The 16,578-nt window shown below is 65.2% G+C and carries 18 protein-coding genes and 1 pseudogene; 9 read left to right on the forward strand and 10 right to left on the reverse strand.

The window, feature by feature from the left end; translation table 11 throughout:
- From F753_RS31630 to moaA (F753_RS31650), 5 genes are all read right to left on the reverse strand, one after another.
- Nucleotides 1-345: radical SAM protein (locus F753_RS31630; RefSeq protein WP_023444620.1), on the reverse strand; the 345-nt coding region annotated here is incomplete at its 3' end.
- Between the two features lie 309 nt (nt 346-654).
- The gene (moaB, locus tag F753_RS31635; protein WP_023444621.1) at nt 655-1,200 is read right to left on the reverse strand and encodes a molybdenum cofactor biosynthesis protein B; all 546 of its coding nucleotides are present in this window, start codon (nt 1,198-1,200) and stop codon (nt 655-657) included.
- A 229-nt stretch (nt 1,201-1,429) separates the two neighbouring features.
- A complete protein-coding gene (moaA, locus tag F753_RS31640; RefSeq protein ID WP_023444622.1) occupies nt 1,430-2,419 on the reverse strand; it encodes a GTP 3',8-cyclase MoaA in 990 nt (329 codons plus the stop codon).
- 309 nt (nt 2,420-2,728) lie between these two features.
- Entirely contained in the window at nt 2,729-3,274 is a 546-nt protein-coding gene (gene moaB / locus F753_RS31645) for a molybdenum cofactor biosynthesis protein B (RefSeq protein ID WP_023444621.1), read from the reverse strand.
- A gap of 229 nt (nt 3,275-3,503) precedes the next feature.
- Nucleotides 3,504-4,493: a GTP 3',8-cyclase MoaA gene (moaA, locus tag F753_RS31650; RefSeq protein WP_023444622.1), complete on the reverse strand. Its 990-nt coding sequence runs from the start codon at nt 4,491-4,493 to the stop codon at nt 3,504-3,506.
- A gap of 389 nt (nt 4,494-4,882) precedes the next feature.
- On the opposite strand from moaA (F753_RS31650), the gene F753_RS31655 reads away from it, so the two are divergent.
- From F753_RS31655 to F753_RS31675, 5 genes and pseudogenes are all read left to right on the forward strand, one after another.
- Nucleotides 4,883-5,854, forward strand: coding sequence for an IS110 family RNA-guided transposase (locus F753_RS31655; RefSeq protein WP_023444623.1), 972 nt, complete (start codon nt 4,883-4,885; stop codon nt 5,852-5,854).
- Between the two features lie 118 nt (nt 5,855-5,972).
- A pseudogene (locus tag F753_RS48965) lies at nt 5,973-6,345 on the forward strand (ATP-binding protein); the annotation flags it as partial.
- On the forward strand, nt 6,323-6,931 hold the full coding sequence (gene narL, locus F753_RS31665; protein ID WP_245218628.1) for a two-component system response regulator NarL: 609 nt from the start codon (nt 6,323-6,325) through the stop codon (nt 6,929-6,931). The pseudogene F753_RS48965 and the gene narL, both read left to right, overlap by 23 nt.
- Nucleotides 6,932-7,102: 171 nt before the next feature.
- Nucleotides 7,103-7,888, forward strand: coding sequence for a type IV pili methyl-accepting chemotaxis transducer N-terminal domain-containing protein (locus F753_RS31670; protein WP_023444626.1), 786 nt, complete (start codon nt 7,103-7,105; stop codon nt 7,886-7,888).
- A gap of 82 nt (nt 7,889-7,970) precedes the next feature.
- Entirely contained in the window at nt 7,971-8,666 is a 696-nt protein-coding gene (locus F753_RS31675) for a Crp/Fnr family transcriptional regulator (protein WP_023444627.1), read from the forward strand.
- Here the strand turns inward: F753_RS31675 and F753_RS31680 are convergent, their stop codons facing one another.
- A complete protein-coding gene (locus F753_RS31680) occupies nt 8,667-9,212 on the reverse strand; it encodes a DUF4345 domain-containing protein (protein ID WP_023444628.1) in 546 nt (181 codons plus the stop codon).
- Nucleotides 9,213-9,416: 204 nt separating this feature from the next.
- Here F753_RS31680 and F753_RS31685 point away from each other — a divergent pair, with 204 nt between their 5' ends.
- The gene (locus F753_RS31685; protein WP_023444629.1) at nt 9,417-9,854 is read left to right on the forward strand and encodes a DUF411 domain-containing protein; all 438 of its coding nucleotides are present in this window, start codon (nt 9,417-9,419) and stop codon (nt 9,852-9,854) included.
- Between the two features lie 130 nt (nt 9,855-9,984).
- The gene (gene ypfJ, locus F753_RS31690) at nt 9,985-10,842 is read left to right on the forward strand and encodes a KPN_02809 family neutral zinc metallopeptidase (RefSeq protein ID WP_023444630.1); all 858 of its coding nucleotides are present in this window, start codon (nt 9,985-9,987) and stop codon (nt 10,840-10,842) included.
- 211 nt (nt 10,843-11,053) lie between these two features.
- On the opposite strand, the gene F753_RS31695 is transcribed toward ypfJ, so the two are convergent.
- From F753_RS31695 to F753_RS31705, 3 genes are all read right to left on the reverse strand, one after another.
- Nucleotides 11,054-11,656 (reverse strand): HAD family hydrolase, encoded by a 603-nt coding sequence (locus tag F753_RS31695; protein WP_023444631.1) that lies wholly within the window; start codon nt 11,654-11,656, stop codon nt 11,054-11,056.
- Nucleotides 11,653-12,522 (reverse strand): acyl-CoA thioesterase II, encoded by an 870-nt coding sequence (gene tesB / locus F753_RS31700; protein ID WP_023444632.1) that lies wholly within the window; start codon nt 12,520-12,522, stop codon nt 11,653-11,655. The genes F753_RS31695 and tesB overlap by 4 nt, the downstream gene beginning before the upstream one ends.
- A gap of 76 nt (nt 12,523-12,598) precedes the next feature.
- On the reverse strand, nt 12,599-13,153 hold the full coding sequence (locus F753_RS31705; protein ID WP_023444633.1) for a GNAT family N-acetyltransferase: 555 nt from the start codon (nt 13,151-13,153) through the stop codon (nt 12,599-12,601).
- Nucleotides 13,154-13,223: 70 nt separating this feature from the next.
- On the opposite strand from F753_RS31705, the gene F753_RS31710 reads away from it, so the two are divergent.
- The gene (locus tag F753_RS31710) at nt 13,224-14,144 is read left to right on the forward strand and encodes a histone deacetylase family protein (protein WP_023444634.1); all 921 of its coding nucleotides are present in this window, start codon (nt 13,224-13,226) and stop codon (nt 14,142-14,144) included.
- Nucleotides 14,145-14,163: 19 nt separating this feature from the next.
- Nucleotides 14,164-15,450 (forward strand): BaiN/RdsA family NAD(P)/FAD-dependent oxidoreductase, encoded by a 1,287-nt coding sequence (locus F753_RS31715; protein WP_023444635.1) that lies wholly within the window; start codon nt 14,164-14,166, stop codon nt 15,448-15,450.
- Nucleotides 15,451-15,495: 45 nt separating this feature from the next.
- Here F753_RS31715 and adhP read toward each other — a convergent pair whose 3' ends face one another.
- Nucleotides 15,496-16,518, reverse strand: a complete 1,023-nt coding sequence (gene adhP, locus F753_RS31720) for an alcohol dehydrogenase AdhP (RefSeq protein ID WP_023444636.1) — start codon at nt 16,516-16,518, stop codon at nt 15,496-15,498.
- Nucleotides 16,519-16,578 lie beyond the last annotated feature (60 nt).

A 16,578-nucleotide genomic window follows, 5' to 3' on the forward strand; every position in this document is an offset into this window, starting at 1 on the left:
CCTGACCCCGGCGCGTGCCAAGGGTGCAGCGAGCTTGACCAGTTGTGAGCCGTTGGTGGTCATCACCAGTTCGCGCAGGCCGGGCAGTGCAGCGATGCGCTCGCAGAGGCCGACGATGCCCTGGCGCACCAACGGTTCGCCGCCGGTGAGGCGAATCTTCTTTACGCCCAGACCGACGAAGATCCGCGCGATGCGCTCCAGTTCCTCCAGACCGAGCACCTGCTGGCGCGGCAGAAAGGTCATGTCCTCGGCCATGCAGTAGACGCAGCGGAAATCGCAGCGGTCGGTCACCGACATGCGCAGGTAATCGATCTGGCGGTCGTGGGCGTCGCGTAATTGAGTCATCGGTAACACCTCTGAAGCCTCGTAGGGTGGATGACGCTTTTTTCATCCACCGTGGGCCCGCGCGGTGGCGCGACCCGGTGGGGTGGTGCGAGTGCCGCCGCTTCCATCCACCCCCAGCCCGCAAAGGTGGATGGGTGAAGCGTCATCCACCCTTGTATCTCGACTACCACGCTATGTTGGGGTGATAGTTCCCGACTGATCATCGGGGGGAGGTCGGAAAGCCGTATCCACCCTTAGGCTTTGAGCCTAGCAGTTCGGCGATGGCCTCGTCGACCGGCTTCAGGCCGCTGGTGTCGCAGCCACAGGCGCTCATGAGCGGGGCCTGCAATATTCGACTGCGGAAGCCTTGAGATGCGGCACGAAGTTGCAGGGCTTGGTGCGGCTGTCCAGCTGCTCGACAAGGATCTTGCTCCAGGCGGTGCGGCAGGCGTTGGTTGAACCGGGTAGGCAGCAGACCAGGGTGCCGTTGCTCATGCCGGCCAGCGCGCGGGACTGCACGGTGGAGGTGCCGATCTCGCCCAGCGAAACGTAGCGGAACAGTTCGCCGAAGCCGTCGACATCTTTGTCCAGCAGCGGCTGTACCGCCTGCGGCGTGTTGTCGCGGGCGGTGAAGCCGGTACCACCGGTCACCAGCACCACCTGCACGTTCTCACTGGCGATCCAGCTGCAGACACGGGCGCGGATCTGCCAGATGTCGTCCTTGACGATGGCCCGCTCGGCCAAGGTATGGCCGGCGCTCTGCAGCCCATCGATCAGCGCCTGGCCGGAGGTATCGGAATCGATGTTGCGGGTGTCGCTCACCGTAAGCACCGCGATGCTCAGGGACTGGAATTCGGTGTTGGACAGATGAGCCATGGCTCGAAACTCCTTTGAATATGTGTGCACAGGCTGCACCCGTGCCGTATGCGAACCCATTCCCCTTTGGAGGTATGTGCGCGCTGAGTGTAGTGAGCGTTGCAGGCCATGCCACGAGCGGTTTCGGCGACAAGGCCCGGCTGCGGTAGCTGGGCATCTGGGTCAAACCTGGATTACCGGTCGATGGTAGCGAATTAAGTGATCGACTCGTAGCCCATGGGTCGTTGGCTCAACCGCCGCTGACGTTCATGAAGCGCAATACCTGGACCTCACCGCCGCTGGAGAATTCGTGGCGCAACGGCTTGCGCTGCAATGCGGCGTGAATTGCATCGATTGCCGGCTGATCACTGGCCGGGTGGCGACGCAGCAAGGCACGCAGGTCGATGGCGTTCTCATGGCCCAGGCACAGCAGCAAGCGCCCTTCCACCGTCAGCCGCACGCGGTTGCAGGTGGCGCAGAAGTTGTGTGAATGCGGCGAGATAAAGCCGATGCGCGTCTGCGGATGGTCCGGCAGGCGCACGTAACGCGCCGGGCCGCCGCTCTGCTCGGCCGAATCGATCAGCGTGTGCCGCTCGGCGATCAGCGCCTTCACCTCATCGCTGGAGCAGAAGCTCTCGCCGCGCGAACGACCGACGTCACCCAGCGGCATTTCCTCGATGAAGCTCAGGTCCAGCCCACCGGCGATGGCGAAATCCACCAGGTCGGCGACTTCTTCGGCGTTGCGGCCCTTCATCACCACGGCGTTGAGCTTGATCCGCTCGAACCCTGCATCGCGCGCCGCCTCGATGCCGTCGAGCACCTGCTGCAGCTGACCGGTGCGGGTGATGGCGTGGAATTTGGCGGCACCCAGGCTATCCAGGCTGATGTTTAGCCGCCTGACCCCGGCGCGTGCCAAGGGTGCAGCGAGCTTGACCAGTTGTGAGCCGTTGGTGGTCATCACCAGTTCGCGCAGGCCGGGCAGTGCAGCGATGCGCTCGCAGAGGCCGACGATGCCCTGGCGCACCAACGGTTCGCCGCCGGTGAGGCGAATCTTCTTTACGCCCAGACCGACGAAGATCCGCGCGATGCGCTCCAGTTCCTCCAGACCGAGCACCTGCTGGCGCGGCAGAAAGGTCATGTCCTCGGCCATGCAGTAGACGCAGCGGAAATCGCAGCGGTCGGTCACCGACATGCGCAGGTAATCGATCTGGCGGTCGTGGGCGTCGCGTAATTGAGTCATCGGTAACACCTCTGAAGCCTCGTAGGGTGGATGACGCTTTTTTCATCCACCGTGGGCCCGCGCGGTGGCGCGACCCGGTGGGGTGGTGCGAGTGCCGCCGCTTCCATCCACCCCCAGCCCGCAAAGGTGGATGGGTGAAGCGTCATCCACCCTTGTATCTCGACTACCACGCTATGTTGGGGTGATAGTTCCCGACTGATCATCGGGGGGAGGTCGGAAAGCCGTATCCACCCTTAGGCTTTGAGCCTAGCAGTTCGGCGATGGCCTCGTCGACCGGCTTCAGGCCGCTGGTGTCGCAGCCACAGGCGCTCATGAGCGGGGCCTGCAATATTCGACTGCGGAAGCCTTGAGATGCGGCACGAAGTTGCAGGGCTTGGTGCGGCTGTCCAGCTGCTCGACAAGGATCTTGCTCCAGGCGGTGCGGCAGGCGTTGGTTGAACCGGGTAGGCAGCAGACCAGGGTGCCGTTGCTCATGCCGGCCAGCGCGCGGGACTGCACGGTGGAGGTGCCGATCTCGCCCAGCGAAACGTAGCGGAACAGTTCGCCGAAGCCGTCGACATCTTTGTCCAGCAGCGGCTGTACCGCCTGCGGCGTGTTGTCGCGGGCGGTGAAGCCGGTACCACCGGTCACCAGCACCACCTGCACGTTCTCACTGGCGATCCAGCTGCAGACACGGGCGCGGATCTGCCAGATGTCGTCCTTGACGATGGCCCGCTCGGCCAAGGTATGGCCGGCGCTCTGCAGCCCATCGATCAGCGCCTGGCCGGAGGTATCGGAATCGATGTTGCGGGTGTCGCTCACCGTAAGCACCGCGATGCTCAGGGACTGGAATTCGGTGTTGGACAGATGAGCCATGGCTCGAAACTCCTTTGAATATGTGTGCACAGGCTGCACCCGTGCCGTATGCGAACCCATTCCCCTTTGGAGGTATGTGCGCGCTGAGTGTAGTGAGCGTTGCAGGCCATGCCACGAGCGGTTTCGGCGACAAGGCCCGGCTGCGGTAGCTGGGCATCTGGGTCAAACCTGGATTACCGGTCGATGGTAGCGAATTAAGTGATCGACTCGTAGCCCATGGGTCGTTGGCTCAACCGCCGCTGACGTTCATGAAGCGCAATACCTGGACCTCACCGCCGCTGGAGAATTCGTGGCGCAACGGCTTGCGCTGCAATGCGGCGTGAATTGCATCGATTGCCGGCTGATCACTGGCCGGGTGGCGACGCAGCAAGGCACGCAGGTCGATGGCGTTCTCATGGCCCAGGCACAGCAGCAAGCGCCCTTCCACCGTCAGCCGCACGCGGTTGCAGGTGGCGCAGAAGTTGTGTGAATGCGGCGAGATAAAGCCGATGCGCGTCTGCGGATGGTCCGGCAGGCGCACGTAACGCGCCGGGCCGCCGCTCTGCTCGGCCGAATCGATCAGCGTGTGCCGCTCGGCGATCAGCGCCTTCACCTCATCGCTGGAGCAGAAGCTCTCGCCGCGCGAACGACCGACGTCACCCAGCGGCATTTCCTCGATGAAGCTCAGGTCCAGCCCACCGGCGATGGCGAAATCCACCAGGTCGGCGACTTCTTCGGCGTTGCGGCCCTTCATCACCACGGCGTTGAGCTTGATCCGCTCGAACCCTGCATCGCGCGCCGCCTCGATGCCGTCGAGCACCTGCTGCAGCTGACCGGTGCGGGTGATGGCGTGGAATTTGGCGGCACCCAGGCTATCCAGGCTGATGTTTAGCCGCCTGACCCCGGCGCGTGCCAAGGGTGCAGCGAGCTTGACCAGTTGTGAGCCGTTGGTGGTCATCACCAGTTCGCGCAGGCCGGGCAGTGCAGCGATGCGCTCGCAGAGGCCGACGATGCCCTGGCGCACCAACGGTTCGCCGCCGGTGAGGCGAATCTTCTTTACGCCCAGACCGACGAAGATCCGCGCGATGCGCTCCAGTTCCTCCAGACCGAGCACCTGCTGGCGCGGCAGAAAGGTCATGTCCTCGGCCATGCAGTAGACGCAGCGGAAATCGCAGCGGTCGGTCACCGACATGCGCAGGTAATCGATCTGGCGGTCGTGGGCGTCGCGTAATTGAGTCATCGGTAACACCTCTGAAGCCTCGTAGGGTGGATGACGCTTTTTTCATCCACCGTGGGCCCGCGCGGTGGCGCGACCCGGTGGGGTGGTGCGAGTGCCGCCGCTTCCATCCACCCCCAGCCCGCAAAGGTGGATGGGTGAAGCGTCATCCACCCTTGTATCTCGACTACCACGCTATGTTGGGGTGATAGTTCCCGACTGATCATCGGGGGGAGGTCGGAAAGCCGTATCCACCCTTAGGCTTTGAGCCTGCGACGTAGATAGCGCTGCGGCCTTCCATACTCACTCTTACAGCTCGAACGGTATCCAGAGCCCGCCTCCGGCGAGAGCTCGCATCAGCAAGGTAGAGCTGAGTGAAGTGTTGATCTTTCTGAACCAGCAGAGGAGTTCTTATGCCCAGCGTCATCGGCATCGATATCGCCAAACGCACGTTCGACATCGCCACCCAGCAGCCCAATGGCAAGTACCGCACCAAGGCCAAATTGCTAAACAAGGTGGCCGGTTCCGAAGCGCTCCAGCAGTGGCTGCTCAAGCACGCCAATGCCCAAGCCTGGATCGTGATGGAAGCGACCGGCGCTTACCATGAAGCGCTCGCGACCTGGTTTCACGATAAAGGCTATCAGGTCTGCGTGCTCAATCCTGCACAGGTCGCCTATTACGCTCGAAGCCAGCTCCAGCGCGTAAAGACCGACAAAGTCGACGCCAAACTCATCGCTGAGTATGGCGAGCGGCACCAGAGCGATCTGCGGGCCTGGCAGCCTGAGCCTCCCGCCGTCCGGCGCTTGAAAGCATTAGTGCGGCGCTTGGAGGATCTGCAGGAGATCCAACAAATGGAACGCAACCGCCTGGATCTGGCCGACGCTAGTGTGCAGGCTTCAATCTACTCAGTGCTGCACCATGTCGAGCGGCAGATCGGAGAGACGCTCCGTGCGATCCGAGACCACATCGATGATGACCCGGACCTGCGCAACAAACGCGACCTGCTGACCAGCATTGATGGCATCGGCGAGCGTTCCGCAGCCCTGTTGCTGGCTGAGCTGGGCGATCCGTTACGCTTCGCCAGCTCACGCGCGATCACCGCTTATGCCGGGCTGAACCCCCGCCTTCAGGAGTCTGGCTCCTACAAAGGCCAGACGCGCATATCCCGCACAGGATCGTCTCGCTTGAGGGCTGGGCTCTACATGCCGGCGGTCTGCTCGCTCACACACAACCCGGCCATTAGTGCTCTACGCGAGCGTCTGAGTGCAAAAGGAAAATCCGGAAAACAAATCGTCTGTGCAGCGATGCGCAAGCTGCTGCACATTGCCTATGGGGTACTCAAATCGGGCCAGCGTTTCGACCCTCAACTGGCCCTTGCTCGGTAATGGGGAAGACGGTATCTACGTTGAGCCAAGTCTCCGTTATTGCATCAGTGGCGTGTCCGCGCCGTGCATGAGGATGCCTTCGATGTGCGCCGCACCCACCAGGTTCTGCAGGTACTGGCTGCAGATCATCCGCGAGGCGCTTAGCAACGTGGTCAAGCATGCCGAGGCCGAGCACTGCTGGCTGAGCCTGATGCAGGACAACAACGGCACCATCCATATCAAGATCGAGGACGATGGCATCGGCATCCGCCCCGAGGAGCAGCGTGCCGGCCACTACGGCCTGATCATCCTGCTCGAGCGCGCCAATAGCCTGAATGGCACCATCAATATCGGTCTGCGCCCTGCTGGAGGCACGCTGGTGTATCTGAGCTTTCCGCCCGCCTACCGCCGCCTTTCCCCCGAAACAGGAACGTGTCACGCATGAACGAATGGACTACTGCACGAATCCTGCTGGTCGACGACCACCCCATGATGCGCCGGGGCGTGCGTGACCTGCTGGAACTGGAAGATGACCTTGAGGTGGTCGCTGAGGCGGGCAACGGCGAGGACGCCATCAAGCTCGCGCAACAGACCGAGCCCGATCTTATCCTGATGGACCTCAACATGCTGGGCATCGACGGGCTGGAAACCACCCGGCGCATGCGCGACGCGGACATCGATGCACGGATCATCATGTTCACCGTCTCCGACGAGCAGAGTCATGTCCTCGAAGCCCTACGCAACGGCGCCGATGGCTACCTGCTCAAGGACATGGACGCCGAACAGCTGATCGAGCAGATCCGCATCGCCGCCACCGGCCGCATGGCCCTCAGCCCCGAGCTGACCCAGGTGCTCGCCGAGGCCATCCGGGTGCGTCCCAAGCCCACCGGCCAGGTGCAGTTTTCCAGCCTGACCAAGCGCGAGAAGGAAGTTCTACGGCTGATCGCCAAGGGCCAGAGCAACAAGATGATCGCGCGCAAGCTCGGCATCACCGAAGGCACCGTGAAGGTCCACGTGAAGAACCTGCTGCACAAGCTGGGCCTGCGTTCCCGGGTCGAGGCAGCCGTCTGGGTGCTGGAGAACGAAGCGAAGGGCTGACCGGCACCGTAGCCTGGCAGCGGTTTTGTGCGTGATCGCTCAACTCGCGAAGCGGCTGCCGCCCCCTTGACGATCATCAATGCCCTCAGCGTGATGCGCTCTATCTTCTCGTCCCCAACCGACCTGACCGCGTGGTCAGCATCGCGCCCATCCGGACGTAAGGAGCGCCCCATGTTCAAGATTCTGCTGCCCACTTCCCTGCTGCTCGGCCTGCTGGCCGCCAGCCTGCCCTGCCAGGCGGCCATCAGCGACGCCGAGGCGGTCAACCGCGCCGGCATGCAGCGCATGCTCGGCCAGCGCATCGCCAAGAGTTACCTGATGATCGGCACCGATACCCGCGTCGATCTTGCCGCCAGCCAGCTCGACAGCAGCATTGCCAGCGTCGAGGAGAACGCCCAGCTGCTCGACGAGTACGCCGCCAACGATGCCATCCGCAAAGCGCTGGAAGACGCCACGCAGACCTGGCATCAGTATCGCCAGCTGGCCCTGACCCAACCGGATCGCGAACAGTCCGTCGAACTGCTGCGCCTGGCCGAGCGCTTCCTCGGCCAGAGCGAAGCGCTGGTGCAGGAGATCGAGCGCCACAGCGGCAGTCAGGCCGCTCGCCTGGTCAACCGCAGCGGGCGCCAGCGCATGCTCAGCCAGCGCATCGCCATGCTCTATCTGGCGATGACCTGGAAGCTGCCGGAACAGCGCCTGCGCAGCGATTTCGATGCGGCGGTCGCGGAGTTCGAGCGTGGCCTGGACGAGCTGAACAAGGCGCCGCAGAACACCGAGCAGATCAACCGCCAGCTCGATCAGATCGGCGCGCAATGGCGTTTCGCCCGTGCTGGTTTCAGCCTCGCCGACGACGCCCGTTTCGTCCCGACGGTAATCGTCACCACCAGCGATTCGCTGCTGCGCAAGATCGAACAACTGACGCTGGACTACGAGCGACTGGCCGGCAGCACCCGCTGATCGACTACCTACCCTGCCCAGAAAGAGGTATGGCCTGCCCGCACGGCGCGACCTAGCATGCCGTTCATCGAAAGGAAGGGGGATGGCCATGCTGACCGGCTCTGCAGTGCTCAATACGATGCGCCGTCATCATCTGTTCAGTGGGCTGGCCGAGACGGCTCTGCAGAACCTTGCGGCGCATACCACGGTCAAGCGCCTGCCGGCCGGCTGCACGCTGTTCCATCAAGGCGACGCGGCCGAGCACTTTCACGTGCTGATCAACGGCCAGGTCAAGCTGCACAGGGTCACCTGCGATGGTCAGGAGAAGGTCATCGAGGTAGTCCGGCCGGGCGAGGCCTTTGCCGAGGCGCTGCTCTTCAACAAGCAGCCCGAACATCCGCTGAGCGCCACCACCCTCAAGGAAAGCCTGGTGCTCAACGTGCAGAACGCCCACTACCTGCGTCTGCTCGAGACCCAGCCACAGCTGTGCATGCAGCTGCTCAGCAGCCTCAGCGACCGACTCAACCAGCGTCTGCACCAGATCGACAGCTTGACCTCATCCAATGTCTGCCAGCGCGTGGTGCGTTACCTGTTCCAGGAACTGCAGGCAGCGCGCAGCGGTGTGATCGACCTCGACCTGCCCAAGCGCCTGATCGCCTCGCAACTGGGCATCCAGCCGGAAACCTTGTCACGCATCCTACATCGCCTGACCGACGCAGGGCTGATCGCCGTGCAGCGGCGGCGCATCGAGATCCTCGACCAGCGCAGCCTCTCGGCCTACCTCGAAGCAGCCGCCTGATCAACCTTGGGCGTCGGGGTCACCACGACGGAACGGCTGCGGGGCGACTTCAACCGGTGCAGGCTCGACCGGCGGCGGACCATCGCCAAGCTTGAAGGGTTTCGGCGGCTCGCTGACCAGTCTCCGCGTGGCCGGCTCGAGGCGCTCCGGCTCAGGCTCCGGGCGCTCGCGGATCAGATGCCAGGCAGCGGCGGCAAGGGCGGCGGCCAGCACACGATAGAACAGCGATGCTAGATCGAAACCGACCAGCTCACCGCCATCCAGCCACAGCGACACCAAGCGCCCGAGCACCAGCGCGGTCATGGTGATCATCAGCATCATCAAGGCCGGTCGCGCACGCTCGGGGGCGCGCGCGGCCCAGATCAGAAACAGTGCCAACCCCAGTTGCAGGCCCCCGTAGTAGACCCGCATGTGGCTGACCGACGCGCCCTCCATCAGCAGCATGCCGTTCAGATTGGCCATCTCGTAGGGGCGAAACCAGTAAGCCAGGCTCAGACCGGCCATCACCAGCGCCTGCGCGAGCAGAACGAAACGGGCAAAACGCATCGAAAACTCTCCTGATGTGCGACTCGCTATTCCGATTGGCATGGGACTGTCAGGCGGCCGGTTTGTTCTGCGCCCGGTACTCCGGCCGACGCTCCCGCGCGACGTCGATAGTGACAATGGCCCGCCCGCCGCACCTTGGGCGCCGCACCTTGGGTATGGGCGCAACCCGGCGTATTCTGGGCCTCTCGCTCGTAGGAGGTTCCCATGCGCCGTCTTCTGTTGCTGCTTCCCGTCCTGCTCGCCGGGTTCGCCCAGGCCGCCGAGCCCATTGCCATCGACGTCTATCGTGACCCCAACTGCGGCTGTTGCGAAGCGTGGATCGATCACCTGGAGGACAACGGCTTTTCCGTGAGCGATCACGTGGTCAACGACATGACCTCGGTAAAGATGGAACACGGCATCCCGCACCGCCTCGGTTCCTGTCACACCGCGGTGATCGACGGCAAGTTCGTCGAAGGCCACGTTCCTGCCGCCGACATCCTCAAGCTGCGTGCGCAACCGGACCTGATTGGCGCGGCCGTACCCGGCATGCCGATCGGCTCGCCGGGCATGGAGATGGGCGAGCGCAAGGACGCCTTCAAGGTGATCGGCGTCAGCAAGGCGGGCGAGGAGCGCGTGCTCTCCGAATACCCCGGCGACTGACCCATCGCGCCGCTGCGAATGCAGTGCGGTCCGCGCTGCAGCTTTTTCGCGCCGTACGGGTCTTAACGGGAGGCAGGCGCCGCTTCGGTGCTGCGCACTCAACCCGTCAACCGTTCAGAAGGACACCCCCATGCGCTGGAAACGAGCCCGACGCAGCGACAACGTAGTGGACGCCAGAGGCCGCAGCGGCATGCGCCTTGGCGGTGGACTGGGCCTGGGCGGCATCGCCATCGTGGTGATCATAGGCCTGCTCTCCGGCCAGGACCCGCTGCAGATCCTCGGCCAGCTGGCCAACCAGGGCGGCCCGGCCGTCTCCCAGCAGAGCCAGCGGCCGGCCGGCGATGACCCGCAGACCGAATTCGTCCGGGCGATTCTCGGCGACACCGAAGACACCTGGCGCGCGCTGTTCCAGCAAGCCGGCGCCGAGTACCGCGATCCGACCCTGGTGCTGTTTCGCGGCGGCGTGAACTCGGCCTGCGGCTTCGCCAGTTCGGCGGTGGGCCCGTTCTACTGCCCCGGCGATCAGCAGGTCTATCTCGATCTGCAGTTCTTCGACGAGATGGCCCGGCGCTTCTCCGCCGCCGGCGACTTCGCCCAGGCCTATGTGATCGCCCATGAGGTCGGCCATCACGTGCAGACCCTGCTCGGCGTTTCCCAGCAGATGCAGAGCGCCCGTCAGCGCGGCGCGAGAATGGAAGGCGACAACGGCCTGCTGGTCCGCCAGGAGCTGCAGGCCGATTGCTTCGCTGGAGTCTGGGCCTATCACGCGCAGCAACGCCACGACTGGCTGGAAGAAGGCGACCTGGAAGAAGCGCTGAACGCCGCCAATGCCATCGGCGACGACAACCTGCAGAAGCGCAGCCAGGGCCGCGTGGTGCCCGATGCCTTCACCCACGGCACCTCGGCGCAACGGGTGCGCTGGTTCCGTGATGGCTTCGAGCATGGCGATCCGGCGCGCTGCGACACCTTCAAGGCGACGCGGCTTTAATAGACGGCGACGGGAGCCTCGCCAGCAAGGTCGCTTCTACGTGGTCATACGGGTTCGGACCGGCTGCACGCGACCGGCTGCAGGCGGCGGGAGAACAGGGTTGGCGACGGGCTTGTGCATGACCTGACTCGTGCACGGCCCGAATGCGGCAGCGGCCTCGCCCGCAAATGGCTGTGCCTCGGTGTGCGCTCCGTTTCCCGTCGCGCCGAGCTCAGACCTCGCCCGAAGACAACAGCCCGTGCAGCACCCGGCAATCCGGGGCATAGAGATCGGCCAGTTCCGGCCATTCGTTGTGCGGCACGTTGACCAGTACGCCACGCGCGCCGGCGGCCCGGGCGCACTCCAGGTCGAAGCGGTAGTCGCCGACCATCAGCATCGACGACGGCGCCACGCCCCAACGCTCCGCCAGCTGCAGCAGCCCGCCCGGATGCGGCTTGGGCGGCGCTTCGTCGCGACCGAGGATGTCCTCGGGCAGGAAACAGTCCCCCATGCCGACCGCGTCCAGAGTCACCCTGGCCAGTTCCTGGGCATTGCGAGTGAGCACTCCAAGCCGGCAGCCGCGCTCGCGCAGAGCATGCAGCAGCTCGCGAGCGCCTTCTGCCGGGCGCGCCGCGCAGGCCAGCTCGCGCTCGTGCTCCAACAGCCAGGCGTGCTTGGCGGCGGCCTCTTCGGCCGGTAGCGCCGCCAGGTGATGGAGGATGTCGTCCTCCTCGGGAATCTCCAGCGCGCGGCGGATCGCGGCGAAATCGTGCACGGCGATCGTCAGGGTGCCGTCCATGTCGAACACCCAGTGACGGACCTCGGCGATCTTCACATCCAGTCCTCGCGCACGCGGATCAGCCCTTCCTGCGCGACGGACGCGACCAGCTGGCCCTGGCGGTTGAAGATGCTGCCGCGGGCGAAACCGCGCGCATTGCCGGCCCAGGGGCTGTCAATGGAGTACAGCAGCCAGTCGTCCAGCTTCACCTCACGATGGAACCAGATGGCATGGTCGAGGCTGGCTAGCTGGATGAACTTGCTCCACGAGCTGACGCCGTGCGGCTGCAGCGCGGTGCCGATAAAGCTGAAGTCCGAGGCGTAGGCCAGCAGGTACTTGTGCAGCGCCGGGCTGTCGGGCAGCGCGCCGTCGGCGCGGAACCACAGGTGGCGGACCGGTTCGATGGGCTGCGGGTTGGCAGGATCGACCAGCGTGACCGGGCGGATCTCGATGGGCTTGGGCCGGCGCAGCTTTTCCATCACCCGCTCGGGCACCATCGGCGACAGCTTGTGCAGCAGCTCCCACTCGTTGGGCAGATCGTCCGGCCCGACCACGTCCGGCATCGGCAACTGATGCTCGTAGCCCGTTTCCTCGGCCTGGAACGAGGCGATGCTGGTGAAGATAGTCTGGCCCTTCTGGATCGCACTGACCCGCCGCGTGGTGAAGCTGCCGCCGTCGCGTACGCGATCGACGTCATAGACCACGGGCTGGTGCGAGTCGCCGGGGCGCAGGAAATAGGCGTGCAGCGAATGCACATGGCGCTCCGGCGTCACCGTCTGGCTCGCGGCGGAGATGACCTGGCCGAGCACCTGGCCGCCGAACAGCTGGGGAAAGCCGAGGTCCTGGCTCGCACCACGGAACAGGTTCTCCTCGATGCGTTCCAGGGTCAGCAGGTTGACCAGGGCGTCGAGTATCTGGGTCATTTCGGCTTCCTTGATAGGGGGCTCGTACGGGCGCGCCATGTTACGGATTTCGCCGGCAACGCTCCAGCAACAGTGCTCATTGTCGCCAATCGTCCCGCCGCAGCCGGTGGAGCACCTGGCTGTGCAGCGGGTGCTCGGGCGAAACGTCCGGATGACCGAACGTGGTGGCCGGCTCCGGGCGCATGCCGAGCCCTTCCAGCAGTTGCCTGCCCGGTTCGTTGATCTGCGAGACACAGGCCACGACCTCGTCCAGCCCCAGCGCGCCGAATGCGCATTTCAGCGCCGTCTGCGCGGCCTCGCGAACCAGGCCCTGCCCCCAGTGCTCGCAGGCCACCGCCCAGCGCAGCTCGGCGACCGCGTTCGGCAGCGGCAAGGCGGACCAGACCAGCCCGCAATAGCCGATGAAGGCGCCGTTGTCCTTGCGCTCCAGCGACCACAGGCCGAAACCATTGCGCAGCAGATGCAGCCTGCTGCGCACCATCAGCGCGGCGCAGTCATCCCGGGACCACCGCGCCGGGTTGTAGCGCATCACCTCCGGGTCGGCACAGAGCCGCACCAACGGATCGAGGTCTTCGTCATGCCAGTTGCGCAGCCGTAGGCGCGTGCTTTCGAGTGCGAGTCGTTCAACCATCCCTGCTCCTTGAGCGCTCCGACGGCCAGCCTGCATACTGCGGCGCACATCCATCGAACACGCGTGGTTCATGTCGCTTCCCCTGGTATTTCACGACGATTACAGCCCGCCATTGCCGCCGGGCCATCGGTTTCCCATGGAGAAGTTTCGTCTGCTGCGCGACCATCTGGTCGCCCTGGGTTTGACCACAGACGCAGCGCTATTGCGCCCCGAGCTGTGCAGCCATGACATTCTGGCGCTGGCGCACGAGCGCAACTACGTCGAGCGCTACTGCAGCGGCGCGATGGGTCGCGACGAGCTGCGCCGCCTCGGCCTGCCCTGGAGCCCGGAGCTGGCGCAGCGCACCGTGCGGGCGGTAGGCGGTTCGCTGCTGGCCGCCGAACAGGCGTTGCAGCATGGCCTGGCCTGCCACCTGGCCGGCGGCACCCACCATGCCCATCACGACCATGCGTCCGGCTTCTGCATCTTCAACGACCTGGCGGTGATCGCGCTCTACCTGCTGGAAAGCGGACGCGTCGGCCGCGTTCTGATCTTCGATTGCGACGTGCATCAGGGCGACGGCACCGCGCGCATCCTGGAGAACGTGGCGGACGCGGTGACCGTCTCGCTGCACTGCGAAAAGAACTTCCCCACGCGCAAGGCCCATAGCGACTGGGACATCCCGCTGCCACCCGGCATGGGCGATGAGGCCTACCTCAAGGTGGTTCATGACACCCTGAACTACCTGCTACCGATCTATCAGCCTGACCTGGTGCTCTATGACGCTGGCGTCGACGTCCACCGCGACGACGCTCTGGGCCTGCTCTCGCTGACCGACGCCGGGCTCGCCGCGCGCGACAGCGCCGTGCTCGATCACTGCCTGGGCCGAGACATTCCCGTGGTCGGCCTGATCGGCGGCGGCTACGACAAGGACCGCGCCCTGCTCGCGCGTCGCCATGCGACCCTGCATGTCAGCGCCCACTCGGCCTGGCAGCGCCACGGACTCGGCTGAGCAACCATCAGCGGCTACAATGCCCGCCCTGCTCCCCTGCCCGGTTGCCGCCATGCCCCAGCCCGCTTCTTCCTTTCGCGTCGCCATCATTGGTGGTGGCCCGGCCGGCCTCATGGCCGCCGAGGTGCTCGGCCAGGCGGGCGTCAGTGTCGATCTGTACGACGCCATGCCCTCGGTGGGGCGCAAGTTCCTCCTGGCCGGGGTCGGCGGCATGAACATCACCCACGCCGAGGACTACCCCGCCTTCGTCAGCCGCTACGGCGAACGCGCCGGCGAGCTGCGCCCGCTGCTGGACGCCTTTACACCCGCCGCGCTGCGCGAATGGATTCACGGGCTGGGCATCGACACCTTCGTCGGCAGTTCCGGCCGGGTATTTCCCACCGACATGAAAGCCGCGCCATTGCTGCGCGCCTGGCTCAAGCGCCTGCGTGAAAACGGCGTACACATTCATACCCGCCAGCGCTGGCTGGGTTGGGACGAGCACGGTGCGCTGCGCATCGCCGGGCCGCAAGGCGAAAGCCTGATCGACGCACACGCCACCCTGCTCGCCCTCGGCGGCGGCAGCTGGGCACGACTGGGCTCCGATGGCGCCTGGGTGCCGCTGCTCGCAGACCGCGGTATTGCCATCGCACCGCTGCAGCCGGCCAACTGCGGCTTCGAGGTGGAAGGCTGGAGCGCCCATCTGCGGGACAAGTTCGCCGGCGCGCCACTGAAGACGGTCAGCCTCGCCCTACCGGGTAGCGCGCCGCGCAAGGGCGAGTTCGTACTTACCGCGACCGGTATCGAGGGCAGCCTGGTCTATGCGCTGTCGGCACCGATCCGCGAGGCCATCAACCGTGACGGCGCCGCCACCGTGCTGCTCGACCTGCTGCCGGATCGCACCCTGGCGCAGGTCGCCAGCGCCCTGGCCAGACCGCGGGGTTCGCAGTCGATGGCCAAGCATCTGCACCGCCAGCTGAAGCTCGATGGGGTCAAAGCGGCACTGTTGCGCGAGCTGAGCGATGCCGTGTCCTTTCAGGACCCGCAGACCCTGGCCACGGCGATCAAGGCACTGCCCATTCGCCTGGTCCGCCCGCGCCCACTGGACGAAGCGATCAGCAGCGCCGGCGGCGTGCCCTTCGAAGCGCTGGATGCCAACCTGATGCTGCAACAGATGCCCGGGGTGTTCTGCGCCGGGGAAATGCTCGACTGGGAGGCACCGACCGGCGGTTACCTGCTGACCGCCTGTTTTGCCAGTGGCCGAGCCGCGGCCGAGGGAATGCTGCGCTGGCTGCAGGCTGATCGGCCCACAGCCGCGCAGGCTTGATCGACGGGTGAGCGGCGGCCGGATGCACCGGCCGCACCCGGCGCTCTACATCTTCATCACGATACGGCCCTCGATGCGCCCGGCACGCATGTCGTCGAGGATCTGGTTGATGTTGTCGAGGTTGTCGGTATGGATGGTCGCCTTGACCAGCCCCTCGCCGGCGAAGTCCAGCGCCTCCTGCAGATCGGCACGGGTGCCGACGATGGAGCCGGTGATGCTGATCGCCTTGAGCACCACATCGAAGATCGGCGTCGGAAAATCTCCCGGCGGCAGCCCGACCAGCGCCACGGTACCGCGCCGCCGGGCCATGCCGATGGCCTGGCCAAAGGCGCTGTTGGACACCGCCGTCACCAGCACGCCGTGAGCACCACCGATGTCGCGCTGCACCACTTCCACGGGGTTTTCCTTACGCGCATTGACGGTCAGATCGGCGCCCAGGCGCTTGGCCAGTTCCAGCTTGGCGTCATCCACGTCCACCGCCACCACATGCAGGCCCATCGCCTTGGCGTACTGCACCGCGACGTGGCCCAGGCCGCCGATACCGGAGATCGCCACCCACTGACCGGGCCGCGCCTCAGTGACCTTGAGGCCCTTGTAGACGGTGACCCCGGCACAGAGGATCGGCGCGATTTCGTCGAATTCGACGTTCTTCGGCAGGATGCCCACGTAATTCGGGTCCGCCAGCACGTACTCGGCATAGGCACCGTTGACCGAGTAACCGGTGTTCTGCTGGCCTTCGCAGAGGGTTTCCCAGCCGGTCAGGCAGTGCTCGCAACAACCGCAGGCGGTGTACAGCCAGGGCACGCCGACCCGGTCGCCTTCCTTCACCCGTTTCACACCGGCGCCCACCGCGGCCACATGACCGACGCCTTCGTGACCCGGGATGAACGGCAGGGCCGGCTTGACCGGCCAATCTCCCTCGGCCGCATGCAGGTCGGTGTGACAGACGCCGGAGGCGGCGATCTTCACCAAAATCTGGCCGGGGCCGGGCATCGGCACCTTGACTTCCTCGAGGCGCAGCGGCTCGCCGAAGGCGTGTACCACTGCGGCTTTCATGGTCTGGGTCATCGGTTGGCTCCTTGACAAGGGACGTTCGGGCCTGCAACAGGCAGACCGGATCAAGCCTAG

Source organism: Stutzerimonas chloritidismutans AW-1 (assembly GCF_000495915.1).
Classification (GTDB): Bacteria; Pseudomonadota; Gammaproteobacteria; order Pseudomonadales; family Pseudomonadaceae; genus Stutzerimonas; species Stutzerimonas chloritidismutans.

Coding starts and splice junctions, on each gene's coding strand:
- moaA (WP_023444622.1), bottom strand. CDS start 2,419: ATGACTCAATTACGCGACGCCCACGACCGCCAGATCGATTACCTGCGC.
- moaB (WP_023444621.1), bottom strand. CDS start 3,274: ATGGCTCATCTGTCCAACACCGAATTCCAGTCCCTGAGCATCGCGGTG.
- ypfJ (WP_023444630.1), top strand. CDS start 9,985: ATGCGCTGGAAACGAGCCCGACGCAGCGACAACGTAGTGGACGCCAGA.
- F753_RS31655 (WP_023444623.1), top strand. CDS start 4,883: ATGCCCAGCGTCATCGGCATCGATATCGCCAAACGCACGTTCGACATC.
- F753_RS31680 (WP_023444628.1), bottom strand. CDS start 9,212: ATGCGTTTTGCCCGTTTCGTTCTGCTCGCGCAGGCGCTGGTGATGGCC.
- F753_RS31715 (WP_023444635.1), top strand. CDS start 14,164: ATGCCCGCCCTGCTCCCCTGCCCGGTTGCCGCCATGCCCCAGCCCGCT.
- moaA (WP_023444622.1), bottom strand. CDS start 4,493: ATGACTCAATTACGCGACGCCCACGACCGCCAGATCGATTACCTGCGC.
- narL (WP_245218628.1), top strand. CDS start 6,323: ATGATGCGCCGGGGCGTGCGTGACCTGCTGGAACTGGAAGATGACCTT.
- F753_RS31685 (WP_023444629.1), top strand. CDS start 9,417: ATGCGCCGTCTTCTGTTGCTGCTTCCCGTCCTGCTCGCCGGGTTCGCC.
- F753_RS31670 (WP_023444626.1), top strand. CDS start 7,103: ATGTTCAAGATTCTGCTGCCCACTTCCCTGCTGCTCGGCCTGCTGGCC.
- moaB (WP_023444621.1), bottom strand. CDS start 1,200: ATGGCTCATCTGTCCAACACCGAATTCCAGTCCCTGAGCATCGCGGTG.
- F753_RS31675 (WP_023444627.1), top strand. CDS start 7,971: ATGGCCATGCTGACCGGCTCTGCAGTGCTCAATACGATGCGCCGTCAT.
- tesB (WP_023444632.1), bottom strand. CDS start 12,522: ATGACCCAGATACTCGACGCCCTGGTCAACCTGCTGACCCTGGAACGC.
- F753_RS31705 (WP_023444633.1), bottom strand. CDS start 13,153: ATGGTTGAACGACTCGCACTCGAAAGCACGCGCCTACGGCTGCGCAAC.
- F753_RS31710 (WP_023444634.1), top strand. CDS start 13,224: ATGTCGCTTCCCCTGGTATTTCACGACGATTACAGCCCGCCATTGCCG.
- adhP (WP_023444636.1), bottom strand. CDS start 16,518: ATGACCCAGACCATGAAAGCCGCAGTGGTACACGCCTTCGGCGAGCCG.